The 15,484-nt window shown below is 59.8% G+C and carries 12 protein-coding genes and 2 pseudogenes; 12 read left to right on the top strand and 2 right to left on the bottom strand.

Translation table 11 applies throughout. From position 1 onward, the window contains the following. The first annotated feature begins 92 nt into the window (after nucleotides 1–92). From ACMVPR_RS09705 to ACMVPR_RS09665, 9 genes and pseudogenes are all read left to right on the top strand, one after another. Nucleotides 93–1,415, top strand: a complete 1,323-nt coding sequence (locus ACMVPR_RS09705; RefSeq protein WP_416882693.1) for an ABC transporter substrate-binding protein — start codon at nucleotides 93–95, stop codon at nucleotides 1,413–1,415. A gap of 121 nt (nucleotides 1,416–1,536) precedes the next feature. After that, nucleotides 1,537–2,484, top strand: a complete 948-nt coding sequence (locus ACMVPR_RS09700) for a carbohydrate ABC transporter permease (RefSeq protein ID WP_292265522.1) — start codon at nucleotides 1,537–1,539, stop codon at nucleotides 2,482–2,484. Beyond that, nucleotides 2,481–3,419 carry a carbohydrate ABC transporter permease gene (locus ACMVPR_RS09695; protein WP_292265523.1) on the top strand — a complete coding sequence of 313 codons (939 nt, stop codon included), beginning with the start codon at nucleotides 2,481–2,483 and terminating at the stop codon, nucleotides 3,417–3,419. Before ACMVPR_RS09700 ends, ACMVPR_RS09695 begins: the two co-directional genes overlap by 4 nt. Beyond that, nucleotides 3,416–3,604 carry a hypothetical protein gene (locus ACMVPR_RS09690; protein WP_300587658.1) on the top strand — a complete coding sequence of 63 codons (189 nt, stop codon included), beginning with the start codon at nucleotides 3,416–3,418 and terminating at the stop codon, nucleotides 3,602–3,604. Before ACMVPR_RS09695 ends, ACMVPR_RS09690 begins: the two co-directional genes overlap by 4 nt. Before the next feature lie 3 nt (nucleotides 3,605–3,607). Further along, a pseudogene (locus ACMVPR_RS09685) lies at nucleotides 3,608–4,704 on the top strand (ABC transporter ATP-binding protein). Beyond that, complete coding sequence (locus tag ACMVPR_RS09680; protein WP_300587652.1) at nucleotides 4,697–5,692, top strand: ABC transporter ATP-binding protein; 996 nt, start codon at nucleotides 4,697–4,699, stop codon at nucleotides 5,690–5,692. Before ACMVPR_RS09685 ends, ACMVPR_RS09680 begins: the two are co-directional and overlap by 8 nt. 11 nt (nucleotides 5,693–5,703) lie before the next feature. Then, nucleotides 5,704–7,326, top strand: a complete 1,623-nt coding sequence (locus ACMVPR_RS09675) for a dihydroxyacetone kinase subunit DhaK (RefSeq protein ID WP_300587649.1) — start codon at nucleotides 5,704–5,706, stop codon at nucleotides 7,324–7,326. A gap of 244 nt (nucleotides 7,327–7,570) precedes the next feature. Beyond that, nucleotides 7,571–7,720: pseudogene (locus ACMVPR_RS09670) on the top strand (3-oxoadipyl-CoA thiolase); the annotation flags it as partial. A 301-nt stretch (nucleotides 7,721–8,021) separates the two neighbouring features. Next, nucleotides 8,022–9,749 (top strand): GMC family oxidoreductase, encoded by a 1,728-nt coding sequence (locus ACMVPR_RS09665; protein WP_416882692.1) that lies wholly within the window; start codon nucleotides 8,022–8,024, stop codon nucleotides 9,747–9,749. A gap of 144 nt (nucleotides 9,750–9,893) precedes the next feature. Here ACMVPR_RS09665 and ACMVPR_RS09660 read toward each other — a convergent pair whose 3' ends face one another. Continuing rightward, nucleotides 9,894–10,778: a CobW family GTP-binding protein gene (locus ACMVPR_RS09660; protein WP_416882691.1), complete on the bottom strand. Its 885-nt coding sequence runs from the start codon at nucleotides 10,776–10,778 to the stop codon at nucleotides 9,894–9,896. Beyond that, a complete protein-coding gene (locus ACMVPR_RS09655; protein ID WP_416882690.1) occupies nucleotides 10,775–12,400 on the bottom strand; it encodes an amidohydrolase in 1,626 nt (541 codons plus the stop codon). The genes ACMVPR_RS09660 and ACMVPR_RS09655 overlap by 4 nt, the downstream gene beginning before the upstream one ends. Before the next feature lie 207 nt (nucleotides 12,401–12,607). Between ACMVPR_RS09655 and ACMVPR_RS09650 the strand changes: the two genes are divergently transcribed. Genes ACMVPR_RS09650 through ACMVPR_RS09640 form a run of 3 tightly spaced genes read left to right on the top strand, consistent with a single transcriptional unit; the run spans nucleotide 12,608 to nucleotide 15,482 of the window. Next, nucleotides 12,608–13,600 carry a TRAP transporter substrate-binding protein gene (locus tag ACMVPR_RS09650; protein ID WP_292268070.1) on the top strand — a complete coding sequence of 331 codons (993 nt, stop codon included), beginning with the start codon at nucleotides 12,608–12,610 and terminating at the stop codon, nucleotides 13,598–13,600. Between the two features lie 23 nt (nucleotides 13,601–13,623). Continuing rightward, nucleotides 13,624–14,190: a TRAP transporter small permease gene (locus ACMVPR_RS09645; RefSeq protein ID WP_416882689.1), complete on the top strand. Its 567-nt coding sequence runs from the start codon at nucleotides 13,624–13,626 to the stop codon at nucleotides 14,188–14,190. Further along, the gene (locus tag ACMVPR_RS09640; RefSeq protein ID WP_416882688.1) at nucleotides 14,187–15,482 is read left to right on the top strand and encodes a TRAP transporter large permease; all 1,296 of its coding nucleotides are present in this window, start codon (nucleotides 14,187–14,189) and stop codon (nucleotides 15,480–15,482) included. Before ACMVPR_RS09645 ends, ACMVPR_RS09640 begins: the two co-directional genes overlap by 4 nt. The last annotated feature ends 2 nt before the right edge of the window (nucleotides 15,483–15,484 follow it).

The following is a 15,484-nucleotide window of genomic DNA, read 5'->3' as shown; positions in this document are numbered from 1 at the left end:
GTATTGATTTGAGGTGCGTACCTCATTTAAGCCTAGTGATCAGTCGAGTCGCGGCAGGAGGGCTGCGGCAGCGTAACTGGGAGGCTATCTAAATGAATACCAAACACTTGATGACGGCTGCCGTTTCGGCATTGATCGCGGGCGGGGCTGCAACCTCGGCTGCGGCAGAAGACCTGACGCTGTGTTGGGCGGCGTGGGACCCGGCGAATGCACTGGTCGAGCTGTCGAAAGACTTCGAAGCGCAGTCAGGTCACAATATGAGCTTTGAATTCGTGCCATGGCCGAATTTCGCAGACCGGATGCTGAACGAACTGAACTCGGGCGGCAAGCTCTGCGACCTGATGATCGGTGACAGCCAGTGGATCGGGGCGGGTGCTGAGAACGGTCACTACGTGAAGCTGAATGACTTCTTCGACGCCAATGGCATCGACATGGCCGATTTCATTCCCGCAACCGTCACCGGGTATTCCGAATGGCCCAAGAACACGCCGAACTATTGGGCGCTGCCCGCCTTCGGCGACGTGGTTGGTTGGACCTACCGCAAGGATTGGTTTGAACGTCCTGAAATCGCAGCGGAATTCAAAGACAAGTACGGGCGTGACCTTGGCGTTCCGACCACGCTGGAAGAACTGAAGGACATCGCCCAGTTCTTCCAAGGCCGCGACATCGACGGCACCACCGTTTATGGCGCCGCAATCTACACCGAGCGGGGGTCCGAAGGGATCACGATGGGCGTGACCAACGCCCTCTACAACTATGGTTTCCTTTATGAAAACCCCGAAAAGCCTTACGATCTGGAAGGTTTCGTAAACTCGGCAGGCGCGGTTGCAGGCCTCGAGTTCTACAAGGAACTCTATGACACCGCGACACCTCCGGGATCGTCCAACTGGTACATGGGCGAAAATATCGACGCCTATCGGTCTGGCCAGGTCGCGTTGCAGATGAACTTTGCGTTTATCTGGCCGGGCGTCGAGGCTGACCCGAACGTCGGTGGCGGCAAGTCCGGGTATTTCCCGAACCCCGCAGGCCCCGCAGGCCAGTTCGCTCAGCTTGGCGGTCAGGGGATTTCGGTCGTTGCCTATTCCGACAAGCAGGATGCGGCGCTGGAATATATCCAGTGGTTTGCGCAGCCGGAAATCCAGGCCCGTTGGTGGGAACTGGGCGGCTATTCGGCCCTGCGTGCTGTGGTCGAAGACCCCGGTTTTGCCAGCAGCCAGCCTTACGCACAGACCTTCCTCGACAGCATGGCCATCGTGAAGGACTTTTGGGCGGAACCGGCCTATGCCGATCTTCTGCTGCCGATGCAGGAACGTATCCACAACTATGTCATTGCAGGCGAGGGCACCGCTCAGGACGCTCTGGATGGCTTGGTTCGTGATTGGATCGAAGTCTTCGAGGACGAAGGCAAGCTCTGACGCTTCTCCCTCCAGGGGCGCGTGACGTCCCGAACGCCCTTGGCGACTTTTCCAGTCGCCAAGGGCCGTTTAACCATAACTTTGGCGCGGGGTGCACGACTTCGCGTGTTGGGGCAGAACAATGACTGACACACCCATCCATAAGGTCGCACAGGCAACGCCCGAGTCCATGGCGCGACGCATCCGTGGCCTGTCGGATCGCACAATCGCCTGGATCTTCGTGGCACCCACGATCTTCCTGTTGCTGGCGGTCAACATCTTTCCGCTGATCTGGACGATCCGGCTGAGCTTTACCGATTACCGGGTGAACCGTCCGAACCGTGAGGTGGAATGGGTCGGTCTGCAGAATTACGAACGCATCCTGTCGGACCCGGATATCTGGGCGACGATGCAAGCCACCGCGCATTTCCTGATCTGGACGATTGTCCTGCAGGTGCTGATCGGGTTCGCGCTGGCCTTCCTGATCAACAAGAAGTTTCGGGGCAACGACCTCTGGACGACGATCATCGTCTTTCCGATGATGCTCTCGCCCGCCGTGGTGGGGAATTTCTGGACGTTTCTCTACCAGCCGCAGATCGGATTGTTCAACTACGTCGTTGCCTTTGTCACTGGTGCCGATCCTGCAAGCTTTTCGATGATTGGCGACGTACATCTTGCACCGTGGGCGATTATCATCGCCGACACGTGGATGTGGACGCCATTTGTGATGCTGATCTGTCTTGCCGGCCTCAGGTCGATCCCGGACAGCATCTACGAAGCAGCGGAATGTGACCGCGCCAGCAAATGGCGCCAATTCTGGACCATCACCGTTCCGATGGTACTGCCCTTCCTGATGCTCGCCGTTCTTTTCCGGGGGATCGAGAATTTCAAGATGTTTGACCTTGTCGTGCAGCTCACAGGTGGAGGTCCAGGCAACACCACGACCCTGACCTCGATCGACCTCAAGCGGGAAGCGTTTGAGAAATGGCGCACGGGCTATTCCTCGGCCTACGCGGTAATCCTGTTTGTCACCGTCTTTGGCCTCGCCTCGATCTACGTCAAAGCGCTGAACAAGGTGAAAGAAAGATGAGCTTTTCCGTCACAGAACCCAGCAACGGGACCAAGTGGTTCGCTGGCATCCTCGTCATCGGCTACGCGCTGATCACCATCGCACCGCTTTTGTGGATCATTGCCACCGGCTTCAAATCCGGCCCGGATTCCATTGCCTATCCGCCGAAAGTGGTATTCGAGCCGACGCTTGAAGGCTACGTCAACCTCTTCACCGACCGCACCCGCGCCACACAGGACATGCTCGACGCAGCGGGCGAGCCGCAGACATGGTACGACCAGATCGCCCGCGATCAAGGCACCGTCATCACCGGCCCGTCGCGCTATGGCGAACGGTTCATGAACTCGGTCATCATTGGGTTCGGTTCAACTGCGCTGTGCATGCTTTTGGGCACTGCTGCGGCCTATGCGTTCAGCCGGTTCCGCGTGCCGCTTAAGGACGATCTGCTGTTCTTCATCCTGTCGACGCGGATGATGCCACCAATCGCGGTTGCGATCCCGATCTTTCTGATGTTCCGACAACTGGGCCTGAGCGATACGCACCTTGGGATGATCCTGCTCTACACGGCGGTGAACCTGTCGCTGTCGGTCTGGCTGCTCAAGGGATTCATCGACGAAATTCCCGTGGAATACGAAGAAGCGGCGCTTATCGACGGCTACACACGCTTTCAGGCTTTCTACAAGGTGGTGCTGCCGCAAGCGGCCACGGGCATCGCGTCCACCGCGATCTTCTGCCTGATCTTCGCGTGGAACGAATATGCCTTTGCCGTGCTGCTGACCTCCGGCACCGCACAGACCGCGCCGCCGTTCATCCCAACGATCATCGGCACTTCGGGCAAGGACTGGCCCGCCGTCGCCGCCGGTGCCACGATCTTCCTCGTGCCGGTCATGGTCTTCACCATCCTGCTGCGCAAGCACCTGCTGCGCGGGATCACCTTCGGAGCGGTGCGAAAATGAGCAACTTCATCTCAGGACTGCTGCGGTTCCGCCGTGGCCCGTGGGAAATGCTGGCGTCGATTCTGATTGCGCTCGGGGTTGTCATGCTAATGCAGCCCTTTGCGATCACGCTCTACAGCTGGTCTTTCCTGATCACCCTTATCGGCACGGTGATGTTCATCATCGTCAGCCACTTCCCGGAGTAACCCATGGCACAAATCAGAATTGAGAACGTGCGCAAGGAATTCGGGGCGTTCACAGCGGTGCAATCATCGACCTTTACCATCGAGGATGGCGAATTCTTCATGCTTCTGGGGCCATCGGGCTGCGGCAAGACCACGACATTGCGGATGATGGCGGGACTCGAGCTTCCGACCAGCGGCCAGATCTACATCGATGGCGAAGAGGTCGGCCAGAAACCGGCAAGTCAGCGTGACATCGCCTTCGTCTTTCAAATGTTCGCGCTGTACCCGCACATGAACGTGCGCGGCAACATCAGCTATCCGCTCAAGAGCCAGGGCATGCCGCGCGCGCAGATCAAAGCAAAGGTGGGTGAGGTCGCCGAGATACTTGGCATCACCGATATTCTTGACCGGCCCGTAGGCGGTCTGTCCGGTGGCGACCGTCAGCGTGTTGCGCTGGGCCGGGCGATCGTACGTGATCCCAAGGCGTTCTTCATGGACGAACCGCTTGGTGCGCTTGATGCCGAGTTTCGTGAGCACATGTCCGAAGAGCTCCGCGCCCTGCATGACCGGATGGGGGCCACGACCGTCTACGTGACCCATGATCAGCTTGAGGCCATGCAGATGGGCGACAAGATCGTCGTTATGAACCATGGCGTCGTCGAGCAATTTGGCGTCCCACAGGACATCTACGACTGGCCTGCCACCAAATTCGTGGCGCAGTTCATAGGGTCGCCGCCGATGAACTTCCTCGATTTCAATGGAAGGATAGGCGCAGGACAGGACGAGGTGTATCTGGGGGATGTCGCGGTCAAGATCCCCCTAGCATCGACGGTGCCGAAGGAGCTTTGTCGCTTGGCGTGCGGCCGGAGCACATAAAGCTGGACGATAATGCCAGCTACAGAGGGCGGATCGTGGCAACCGAATACCTTGGAACCACGCAGATCGTGACGCTCGACACCCCGAACGGTGTACTCAAGGCGCGGGTGGCCAGCTCTGACAAGATCACCGAAGGCCAGACCACGGGGCTGTCGTTCGATGCCCGTACCGTCACTCTGTTCGAGAACGCGCAGGGGCGCGCCCTGCGGTCCCGCGCCAATGAAGGAGTGCTGATCCATGGCTGAGGTAACCCTGACAGGCGTCACCAAGTCCTTTGGCACGAATGTCGCCCTCGAAGATGTATCGATGACGGTGCCCGATGGCTCTTTTGTTGTTCTGCTGGGTCCGACCGGGGCGGGAAAAACAACGACGTTGCGCATGGTGTCCGGGTTGGACAAACCCGACCGTGGGCAGGTGAGCATCGGTGGGCGCGACATGGCCGGGTTGTCACCCGCTCAGCGTGACGTGGCGATGGTGTTCCAGCAGTATTCGCTTTATCCGCACTTGACTGTCCGGCAGAACCTCGAATTTCCGCTGAGATCTCCGATCCTGAAGACCCCTCAGGCCGAGATTGATCGCAAGGTCGGCGAGATCGCGGAAGTCCTGCAAATCTCTCACAAGCTAGAGAACAAGGCGACCGCCCTGTCGGGCGGTGAGATGCAGCGCGTGTCGATTGGCCGGGCCTTGGTGCGCAACCCGGCGGTTTATCTGATGGATGAGCCGCTGAGTTCGCTGGATGCCAAATTGCGGGCGGATCTTCGGATCGAGCTGAAGTCGATCCAGGCGGATCGCGGCGCAACGCTGCTTTACGTCACACACGACCAGATCGAAGCCATGACCATGGCGACCCACGTGGGCGTTCTGGACAAGGGCCGACTGGTGCAGTTCGGCACGCCGCGCCAGATCTACGAAGACCCGGTCAGCATCTATGCGGCCAGCCGTCTTGGCCAGCCGCGCATCAATGTGCTGCCGGCAGACGTGTTTGCCGGTGCTCCGGCAAAGGCGAAAAGCATCGGCCTGCGTCCCGAGCAGATCGTGCAAGGCGAGGGGGAGGATAGCATCGTTGCCCGTGTCGAACATCTGGGCGACCAGACCCGCCTTCATCTGAGCTTCAAGTCACATGAAATCGTGACAGTCACTGAAGCCCATACGACCCTGAAATCGGGCGATATCGTCAAAATTCGCCCCAATAATCCATTCTACTTCGACGCCATCGGCGGGCGACTGGCCTGAGGGAGGATATCATGGCCCAATTCATCAATAACAAGGAAACCACGGTCATAGAGGCCATTGACGGCCTGCTCCAGTCTTCAGGCGGCGATCTTGCCCGGCTGGACGGCTATCCGCATATTCGGGTTGTGCTGCGTGCGGATTGGGACAAGTCCAAAGTCGCGTTGGTCTCGGGTGGCGGGTCCGGCCACGAACCAGCCCATGCCGGTTTCGTAGGCGAGGGCATGTTGACAGCCGCGGTCTGCGGCGATGTCTTCGCATCGCCTTCTGTCGATGCAGTGCTGGCGGGCATCCTCTCCGTCACCGGCCCGGCAGGTTGCTTGCTGATCGTCAAGAACTACACCGGAGACCGGCTGAATTTCGGGCTGGCTGCGGAACGCGCGCGCGCTTTCGGCCTGAAGGTCAACATGGTGATCGTCGATGATGACATCGCGCTTCCCGACCTGCCACAGCCGCGTGGCGTTGCGGGAACGCTGTTCGTTCACAAGATCGCCGGTGCCATGGCCGAAAGCGGCGCGTCGCTCGACGATATCACGACCGTGGCCGAACGCGTGATCAAGGGCACGAAATCAATCGGTATGTCGCTGGACACCTGCACGGTGCCCGGCTCACCGAAAGAACAGCGCATTGGTGCAGGCAAAGCCGAGCTTGGCCTTGGCATTCATGGCGAAGCAGGCGTGCTTCAGGTCGACTATCACAATGCCGAACAGGCGATGGCGGCTGTGACGGCCAAATTGGCCGCGGTGATGGATCCTGTTCCCCATGTCGTCCTGTTGAACAATCTTGGCGGGGCCTCTGAATTGGAAATGTCCATCCTTGCCAATGACTTGGTGAAATCCTCCATCGGAAAGAACCTCAAGCTGATTGTCGGTCCGGCAGCGATGATGACATCGCTGGACATGCGCGGCTTCTCCGTATCGGTCTTTCCGCTAAAGGCCGAAGATCATGCCTGGCTCAGCGCACCCTGCGCTCCCTCGGCTTGGCCGGGTTGCAAAGCGATCAAACCCGTACGTACCGTTGAACTTCCCGACGGTTTGCGTCCGATCCAGCCGATCCCGTCCCAGCACAAGGCCACGGCCGACTTCCTGACGCGCTGCTGCCAGATCCTGATCGCTGCCGAGGCAGACCTGAATGCGCTGGACGCGAAATCCGGGGATGGCGACACGGGCTCTACGCTGGCAGGCGCCGCGCGCGCCTTGATTGGCGCACTCGACCGGTTGCCCTTGGCCGATCATACCCAGCTTTTCCGGGCAATCGGTCAGGAACTGACACAGACGATGGGCGGGTCGTCCGGCGTTCTTCTGGCGATCTTCTTCACTGCGGCAGGTGATGCAGCGTCCAGCGGACTCAGCATGGTTGCAGCGCTGAAAGAAGGTCTGGATCGGATGCAACGGATCGGCGGCGCGCAACTGGGCGACCGCACGATGGTAGACGCACTGAAACCGGCGCTGGACGAACTGGATGCAAGCGACCTTGCCAAAGCCGCGACGGCTGCACGAAAAGGCGCGGACCATACCGCGACAATCACGCGGGCCAAAGCGGGGCGTGCGTCCTACATCAACGCCGATCAACTTCAAGGTCACGTAGACCCCGGTGCAGAAGCCGTGGCCCGCCTCTTCGAGCAACTGGCATCATGACCGTTGATCAATCGCAATAGGGTGCAGCTGGGACGAAAGCGCGGAGCGGCAGTCAGACAGTATGCCGATGTTTGCTCCGACGGGGTGGCTCATGTGCGACTTGGGTCGCCCGGCGTCGATCAAGGGCTGGAATGCTCGGTCGGGAGTGTTTGATGTGGCCGTTAGCGACGTGCAGGCGCAAGGTCATTCAAGGCGCTGTCGTTGGGGTGTTGCCGCCATCGTCCGGTAATGCGCATGGGCCGCTCAGACCCTTTCGGTCACTCGGCTCTTGGGTCTGCCTGACGACGCCGGGCCCATGAAAACCAACGGCGGCCCCTGTGCACTTTGCCATCCGCTGGGCGCGCCAGGTGTCCGGCTTGCCGGCACCGCCATGCGGAACCTTGCCCGACGATGAAACGGAAGTGGACTCTTCACGATAAGCATCGGCGTGGAACAGGAGACCGCGCTGGCGCTCGGACTGCCGAGGGCAGGTTAATCCAAAATTATGCATTATTGTGCCGAATCGATACTTGGGTCATGCTGAGTTGGCCGGGGGAAGGTACGGCGTGCATGGATTTAATCCGTGCTATTGCGGTAAAATAAGAGTGCAGCCTCAAACAGGCCTTGATTTGGGTTAAGCATTATTTTGCACATATTGGCAGCGCGTCCTGCCTGAATCCCTCGAGTTCACAAAATCACTCGGGGAGGAGTGCGCGATGAAATTGTTTTCCAAGGCTCTCGAACAGGGCGACAGATTGATGGCCCTGCAAGCGGGGCTAGTCCATGGAAGGATCGGGCGAAGGGCCTTTATCCAGATGGCCGTCGCGGCGGGGGCGACACTTGGCAGCGCGCAGGCCTGGGCCCAAACGTTGGGCGATGCGGCGATCACCCAACGCTACAATGCGCGCGCTTTGGCGGGATCCTATGATTACATCGTAATCGGCTCGGGCTCAGGTGGGGCAGTGGTCGCAGGGCGGCTGGCCGCTGAAAGCGATGCGCGCGTTCTTGTCCTCGAGGCGGGCGGCACCGACCAGCTTGACGCAGTTCTCAACCCGCTCATGTGGGGCACCAACATCCGCTCCGAGCGGGACTGGAATTACAGCGCCGAGCCCTCGGATGCGGTCAATGGTCGTTCTCTGATCCTGCCGATGGGCAAGGTCGTGGGTGGCGGTTCCTCGATCAACGTGATGATCTGGGCACGTGGTCACAAGAATGACTTCGACTTCTGGGCGGACGAGACCGGCGACGAGAACTGGAATTACGCCAATGTACTCGAGATCTACAAGCGGATCGAGGATTGGCAGGGTCCTGCAGATGCAGCGCGCCGGGGCAGCGGCGGGCGGCTCTTCGTTCAGGAAGTGCAGAACCCCAACCCGATCGCGCCCGCATTCTTGCAGGCCTGTGAAAGTGTCGGCATCCCGGCCTATGCCGATATGAACGGCGAAATGATGGAAGGCGAGGGCGGCGCGGCACTGGCCAATGTACGGATCAAGGATGGGATGCGCCGTAACATTCCGTCGGACTACCTGTGGGAAACGCTGGCGCGGCCCAATATCACCCTTTTGACCGGCGCACTGGTGCATCGCCTGACGATGGACGGGACGCGCGTCACGGGGGTGACCTTCGAGAAGGATGGTGAGGTTCACAGCGTCATGGCGGACAGCCGGGTCATTCTTTCGGCGGGCGCAATCAACTCTCCGAAGATCCTGATGCAATCGGGTGTCGGCCCGGCGGAGCATCTGCGTGAACATGGGGTCGAGGTGCGTCATGACCTGCCCGGTGTTGGACAGAACTTCCAGGATCACATCCTGGCGGCAGGCTGCGTCTGGGAATATGTCACACCGCTGCCGCCGCAGAATTCGGCCGCCGAGGCGACGTTCTTCTGGAAATCCGACAGCGCGCTGGACACCCCGGATCTGCAACCCTTCCAGATCGAGGTGCCCTACGCCTCCGAGGTGCATGGCTCCACCTACGATATCCCTGCGGGGACCTGGACCATCGCACCCGGCATCGTGCGCCCGGTTTCGCGCGGAGAGGTCAGGCTGACCGGTGCTGATGTTGGTGATGCGGTTGCCATTGATGGTGCATTCCTGCGCGAAGAAGCGGATTTGGTGGCACTCGAAAGCTGCATCGAGCTGTGCCGCGAGATCGGCAATTCCGCTGCATTGTCGGAATTCGTCAAGCGCGAAGTGATGCCCGGACCGATCTCGGGAGCGGAGTTGCGAGAATTCGCACGCAACGCCGCGGGCACCTATTTCCACCAAAGCTGCACCTGCAAGATGGGCCGCGACGAGATGTCGGTTGTGGATGGCCGATTGGCGGTTCACGGGATCGAGGGGCTTTCCATCGCCGATGCCTCGGTCATGCCCAGAGTCGCGACTGGCAACACGATGGCATCAACAGTGGTGATCGGGGAACGCATGGCCGATATCTTGTTGGCCTGAACCGGGGGCAACAGCCGGGATCGGGGCGGATTTTTCGGAAATTCGCCCCGCTATCAGTGCCTTGGGCGACGACCTTCAGCCCAGAGCTGTCTGACGTTTGCCGCTTGGGTAATTGTCGCGTCAACCACCAGATCGGTTCGCGCTTCAGGTCTCAAGGGTCCTCACCGAAGACCACCAGGCCTCGACCTCAGTCAGGTCAACGCGACTGCGAGGACCGATGCCGACAAGCGTGGGCAAATCCGAGGCAGTGGTCCGGGTGATGTCGATGTTCTGACCGACGACTTGCACGACCCACGCGTCGCCAGCGCTGTCGACAATTGTGCCTTTCACACGGAAAAGGCCGGATGGTCGGTGGGTCAGTGCTTTGTGCAATGCTGCCTTGTCTATGCCAGTGACCTCTTGGCTGACCCATGCCGTGTAGTCGGGATGCTGGGTGACGCTGTCGGTCAAAGTCGCCGGTGCCGGGTCTGACAACACAAGGTTCAAGACGGCAGCGCTGTTCGGGTCTCGCAGAATCGGCGCATGTGTGAGTTCGGCCAAACCTGCCTCTAATGCGTGCGGCACCTGTTTTGTGATGACCACAAGATCCGCCCGAGAGACTTGGTTGCGCACCTGCGGGCCGATCAGGGGATCGTTGGACAAGCCGTCGAAAGCCTCGCCATCGACCAGCGTCACGATCCCGGCGTAGCGCATGTCGGGCTCAGCGCGGGCCGCGTTGGCGATGCGTGCGGGGTCTGCAACGCCACTGGCTTCGACGATGAGATGGTCGGGGCGCGGGTGGCGGTCCAGCGCGTCGCCGAGCGCAAGAAACAGGTCCGATCCCATGGTGCAGCACACGCAGCCATTGGTCAGGGCGATGGTGTCTTCGTCTTTCGAGGCTAGCAATGCTGCGTCGATGTTGATGGCACCGAAATCATTGACGAGGATCATCAGCTTCAATCCATGATCTGCGGCCAGCAACTGATTGATGAACGTGGTTTTTCCGGCGCCAAGGTAGCCTGAAATCACGGTCATCGGCAGCGGGGTCATACCAGTGTCGCCCGACCGCCAAAAACCGTTCCAAGTACGGGGATGTCTTTCAGAGTGGTGGGGTCTACCTCAAGCGGGTTCGACCCAAGAATGGCAAAATCGGCACGTTTTCCGACAGAGATCGAGCCGATCTCGCCGTCCAGTTTCAGGGTTTTTGCCGCGCCCATCGTGATGGCATAAAGCGCCTCTGGTACCGAGATACGCTGCGATGCACCCAGCACTTTGCCGGTCATCGTCTGACGGTTGACGGCGCACCATGCGGTGAACAGCGGGCCCAGTGGGGTGACGGGCGCGTCCGAATGTATACCGACCGTCAGACCCGCATCCAAAGCGGAGCGCACGGCATCCATGCGGTTTGCCCGATCTCTGCCAATGGTCAATGCGACGTGCTGATCGCCGAAGTACCAAAGATGGTTGGCGAAGAGATTGACCGAAATGCCGAGGTCGGCACAGCGCTGGAATTGCGCACCATCCATCATCTGCCCGTGTTGGAGCACATGCCCGTGGTCGGGCCAAGACGCTTGGCGCATTGCGGCGGCCAAGGCGTCAATCACCACTTCGGACGCCTCATCCCCATTGACATGGATGTGCATCTGCACCCCGGCGGCATGGAGCGCGGCACAGGTCGCATAGATCTGCTCAGGGGCCATGTTCCAGATGCCATTTGGTTGTCCACCAACATAACCGGGCCATTTGACCCGCGCGGTCCATCCCTGGATCGAGCCGTCGGTCATCAGCTTGACCGCGCCAAGACGGACTTTGTTGGTGGATTTCGCCTTCAGTCCCAAGGCGCGTGTTGCGAGGGTTGCAGGATCACCGCTGGCCGCAAGCGCGGGCACGATGCGCAATGGAAAATCGGTCTCGCCGGTGACGGAAAACATTACGTCGAGGTCTTCGTCCTCAAGCTGAGAAAACAGGTCAGTCACCGTCGTGACACCCGCCCGAGTGGCCACCTGTGCATAGGACCGGATTGCGCTTTGCTTTTGTGACAAGGCACGAAAGTCGATCCCCAACCGCCGCATGATCGGGAACATCGCGGCCATTTCCTGCAACTCGCCAGTTGGCGCGCCATCGCGGCCTTTGACAACGCCTTCCACGTTGGTCGCCTCGGAATAGCCAACCAAGTCAAGCGCGGCGGAATTCACGCACATCAAGTGGAAGTTCGAAAACAGGATGGCGATGGGCCGTTCGGTCGAGACCCTGTCAAGATGGGCGCGGCTGAGGCGTTCATCCCGCAGAAAGATCGGGTCGAACCCCCAACCGATCAGCGGTGCACCCGGAGTGAGCGTGGCTTCGATCTCGGACAGACGCGCAACGACATCCTCAAGCGAGGACAACCCTGTCCAAAGGCGACCTTCGGGGTCGATCCGGTCGTGATAACCGGTATAGGCAAACTCCCAGATCGCGCCCGCCATCATATGTGCGTGGCCTTCCACAAAGCCCGGCATCAGCACTGCATCGCAAAGTGACGAGTCCTGTGTCACAGCTCCCCATTGGTCGGCGCAGGTCGCATCGCCGATGGCCAGAATGCGCCCATCGCGCACCGCGACATGGGTGGCGCTGGGCATTGTGGGGTCCATGGTCAGGATCGTTTTTGCTTGAAAAACAGTGATGTCAGACATGGAACCTCTCGCGTTTGCTGCCCAAGGCGTAACGCAGAAACCACGGCGCGCAAATCGTTTTGCGCCACAAGGCCGGGGCAATCCCTGTCGGCAAAGCGCCTTGCAGTGCGATGAAAGGACCCGGCTTTTTGCAATTCGGCCTAGGCAGATTCAGATCGCCATGCCAAGTTGAGAGAAAAAACCAGTTGGACAACAAGGAGAATGAACATGGGACTTCACACAAGAACACTGGGCGCGGTCGTGGCGCTGGCAATGTCGACCGCGGCGGTTTCGGCGCAGGACATCACGATGAACGTGGGCTTCGGCGCCCCTGAAGATTCGCTCTATGGCCGCTTTGGCGCGATCTTCGAGGAACTGGCCGAGCAATACACCAACGGCGCGGTTGATGTCCGCTTGCGCTGCTGCAATCAGGTCGCAACCGAAGACGAAGGCTTCCGCGCCATGCAGTTGGGCACGGTGGACGGCTTCTTCATCACCGCCAACAACGTCTCGCCGCACTGGCCGCTGATGGATGTGACCGTGCTGCCCTATATCTTCCAGAACACCGATCACCTCGCTCGCGTGGTGGATGGGGAAGTGGGCGATTTCATCAAATCGCAGCTTTTGGAAGACACCGGTGTGCACCTTCTGAGCTTTGGTCCGGCGCTCTACCGTGATTTCTACAACTCGGTCCGCCCGGTGAACACGATGGCGGATATGCAGGGTTTGAAAATCCGCACACCGAACAATGCCGTGATGCTCCAGACATTCGAGGCGTTCGGTGCGATTCCTGTGCCGCTTGCGTGGTCCGAAACCCCAACCGCGTTGCAGACCGGCACGGTGGATGGCGGTGACAATGGCACATCCTTCATTCGCGACATGAGCTTTTACGAATTCATGCCGAACCTCGTCATTCTTGAGCATTTCGTATCGATGGCACCGCTCTTTGCGTCGTCGAGCTTCATGGACCGTCTGAGCGATGAACAGCGCGAACAAATCATGCGCGCTGCCATTGATGCAGGAAACAAGTTCAGCGAAGAGGTGCGCACCGAAACCGAAGAAGTCCGCCAGTGGCTTGCCACTGAAGGCGGCATGACCCGCACTGACCCGGATCGGGCAGACTTTATCGCGGCTGCCCAAAAGGTTCAGCAAGCCGTCGCAGCCGAGCGTGGGGAAGAGTTTGTCGCTCTCGTCAACATGATCAACGCCGCAGCGCAATAAGCACCAAAGGCGAGAGCCGAAACATGCTCTCGCCCAATACCGACTGGGGGCAGGTCATGGCCGTTCTGCGATGGCTCGAAAAACACTTTGAAGAGGCGTTGTGCTGCATTGCGCTGGCCGTCATCGCGGTGGCGGTGATCTCGCAGGTTCTGGCGCGCTACGTGTTCGAAGTGGCCCTGCACTGGACCGAAGAAACCGCCGCGATCTGCATGGTCTGGGCGGTTTATCTGGGCGCGTCACTGTGCGTCCGCGAACGGTTCCACATTCGTATTCTGGTCGCGGTTCAAGCTCTGCCCACGCGCATGGGCCGCTATACGATCTATATGGCAGACCTAGCCTGGGCCGCCTTCAGCATCATCATGATCCGGGTCAGTTGGGAGTACCTCACCGTCCTTTGGAAATTCCCTTCGCGCAGCCCGAGCCTCGGGATCAACGAGTTCTACCCGCAGACCATTCTGGTGATCGGCTACAGCCTGATGCTGGCCCGGCTGATCCAGACGTATGTATTGTGGTATCGCGACGGGGCGCATGGGCTGCCCGGAATGCTGGTTGAAGATGGCGATGCTCCGGACGAGGAGCATTTGTTTTGAACGAGCTGACTATCCTCGCCATCGCGTTTGTCGTTCTGACGCTGATCGGTGTGCCGTTGTTTGCCGCCGTTGGGCTTACTACAGCCTTGGCGCTGTTCCTGATCGACATCCCATACACGCTCTTGGCGCAGACAGGGTATAACAGCCTCACGCCGTTTCCGCTGCTGACCATTCCATTGTTCGTGCTGGCCGGGCGTTTGATGGAAACCGGCGGTATGGCAACCCGCATGATCGGCATCGCCACCAAGCTGGTGGGGGCGTATCGCGGGTCGATGGGGCTGGTGACGGTGTTCGCCTGCATGCTTTTTGGCGCGTTGTCCGGGTCTGGCCCGGCGACGACGGCTGCGATCGGATCGGCCACGGTCCCAGCGATGAAGAAAGAGGGCTATGACGTGCCCTTCGCCGCTGCCATCACGGCAAGCGCGGGCGCGCTGGGCAGCCTGATCCCGCCATCGAACCTGATGATCATCTATGGTCTGGTCTCGGAAACCTCGATCCCGCGCCTGTTTCTGGCGGGGATCATCCCCGGCTTCATCGTGACGACGCTTCTGATGATGACCACCTACCTCATCGCCCGTCGGCGCGGATATGGCGGCGGTGGTGATCCGTTCACATGGGGCCCGTTTCTCAAAGCCGCGTGGGAGGGCAAATGGTCCATCGGCGCGCCAGTGCTGATCCTGGGCGGCATCTATGGTGGCATCTTCACCCCAACCGAAGCGGCTGGCGTCGCCGTGTTCTACGCTCTGTTCGTCGGCCTGTTTATCTACCGCGAACTGACCCTGCGCAAAGTGCTTGAGGCGTTGCGCTTCACCGCTTTGCTGACAGGCATCCTGATCCTTCTGACCCCAACGCTTGCCTTTGGCCAGTTGACCGCTTTCTACGATGTGCCCGCCGCCGTGCAGGCCGGCATCACGTCGATCACCACAAGCCCGTTCCTTGTCCTGATACTGATCGGTATTTTCTACATCTTCATTGGCACTTTCATGGAAAGCCTCGCGCAGATCGTGCTTTTCACAGCCGTGTTCCTGCCGCTGGTGGTGTCGCTGGGCATCGACCCTGTGCTATTTGGCATCTTCACCGTGATCACCTGCGAGATCGGCTTTCTGACACCGCCTTTGGGCGCAAACCTGACCATCGCATCGCGCATCTCGAAAATTTCCCTCGAACGGATCTCGGTCGCGGTGCTGCCGTTCATCGGGGCCTATATCGTTGGCTTGATCATCCTGATCCTGTTCCCGGAATTAACCCTGTTCCTGCCCAATTGGGTTTATGGACCCGCATCCGTGAGGTAGCC

The sequence above is a fragment of the Marivita sp. genome, assembly GCF_048006345.1.
In the GTDB taxonomy this organism is placed as follows: Bacteria; Pseudomonadota; Alphaproteobacteria; order Rhodobacterales; family Rhodobacteraceae; genus Marivita.
The sequence above is the reverse complement of the archived record's forward strand: the minus strand, read 5'-3'. Positions and strand labels throughout refer to the sequence as shown.

Excerpts from the sequence above, each read along its gene's own strand:
- ACMVPR_RS09705 (WP_416882693.1), top strand. The coding sequence starts at position 93 with ATGAATACCAAACACTTGATGACGGCTGCCGTTTCGGCATTGATCGCG.
- ACMVPR_RS09700 (WP_292265522.1), top strand. The coding sequence starts at position 1,537 with ATGACTGACACACCCATCCATAAGGTCGCACAGGCAACGCCCGAGTCC.
- ACMVPR_RS09695 (WP_292265523.1), top strand. The coding sequence starts at position 2,481 with ATGAGCTTTTCCGTCACAGAACCCAGCAACGGGACCAAGTGGTTCGCT.
- ACMVPR_RS09690 (WP_300587658.1), top strand. The coding sequence starts at position 3,416 with ATGAGCAACTTCATCTCAGGACTGCTGCGGTTCCGCCGTGGCCCGTGG.
- ACMVPR_RS09680 (WP_300587652.1), top strand. The coding sequence starts at position 4,697 with ATGGCTGAGGTAACCCTGACAGGCGTCACCAAGTCCTTTGGCACGAAT.
- ACMVPR_RS09675 (WP_300587649.1), top strand. The coding sequence starts at position 5,704 with ATGGCCCAATTCATCAATAACAAGGAAACCACGGTCATAGAGGCCATT.
- ACMVPR_RS09665 (WP_416882692.1), top strand. The coding sequence starts at position 8,022 with ATGAAATTGTTTTCCAAGGCTCTCGAACAGGGCGACAGATTGATGGCC.
- ACMVPR_RS09660 (WP_416882691.1), bottom strand. The coding sequence starts at position 10,778 with ATGACCCCGCTGCCGATGACCGTGATTTCAGGCTACCTTGGCGCCGGA.
- ACMVPR_RS09655 (WP_416882690.1), bottom strand. The coding sequence starts at position 12,400 with ATGTCTGACATCACTGTTTTTCAAGCAAAAACGATCCTGACCATGGAC.
- ACMVPR_RS09650 (WP_292268070.1), top strand. The coding sequence starts at position 12,608 with ATGGGACTTCACACAAGAACACTGGGCGCGGTCGTGGCGCTGGCAATG.
- ACMVPR_RS09645 (WP_416882689.1), top strand. The coding sequence starts at position 13,624 with ATGCTCTCGCCCAATACCGACTGGGGGCAGGTCATGGCCGTTCTGCGA.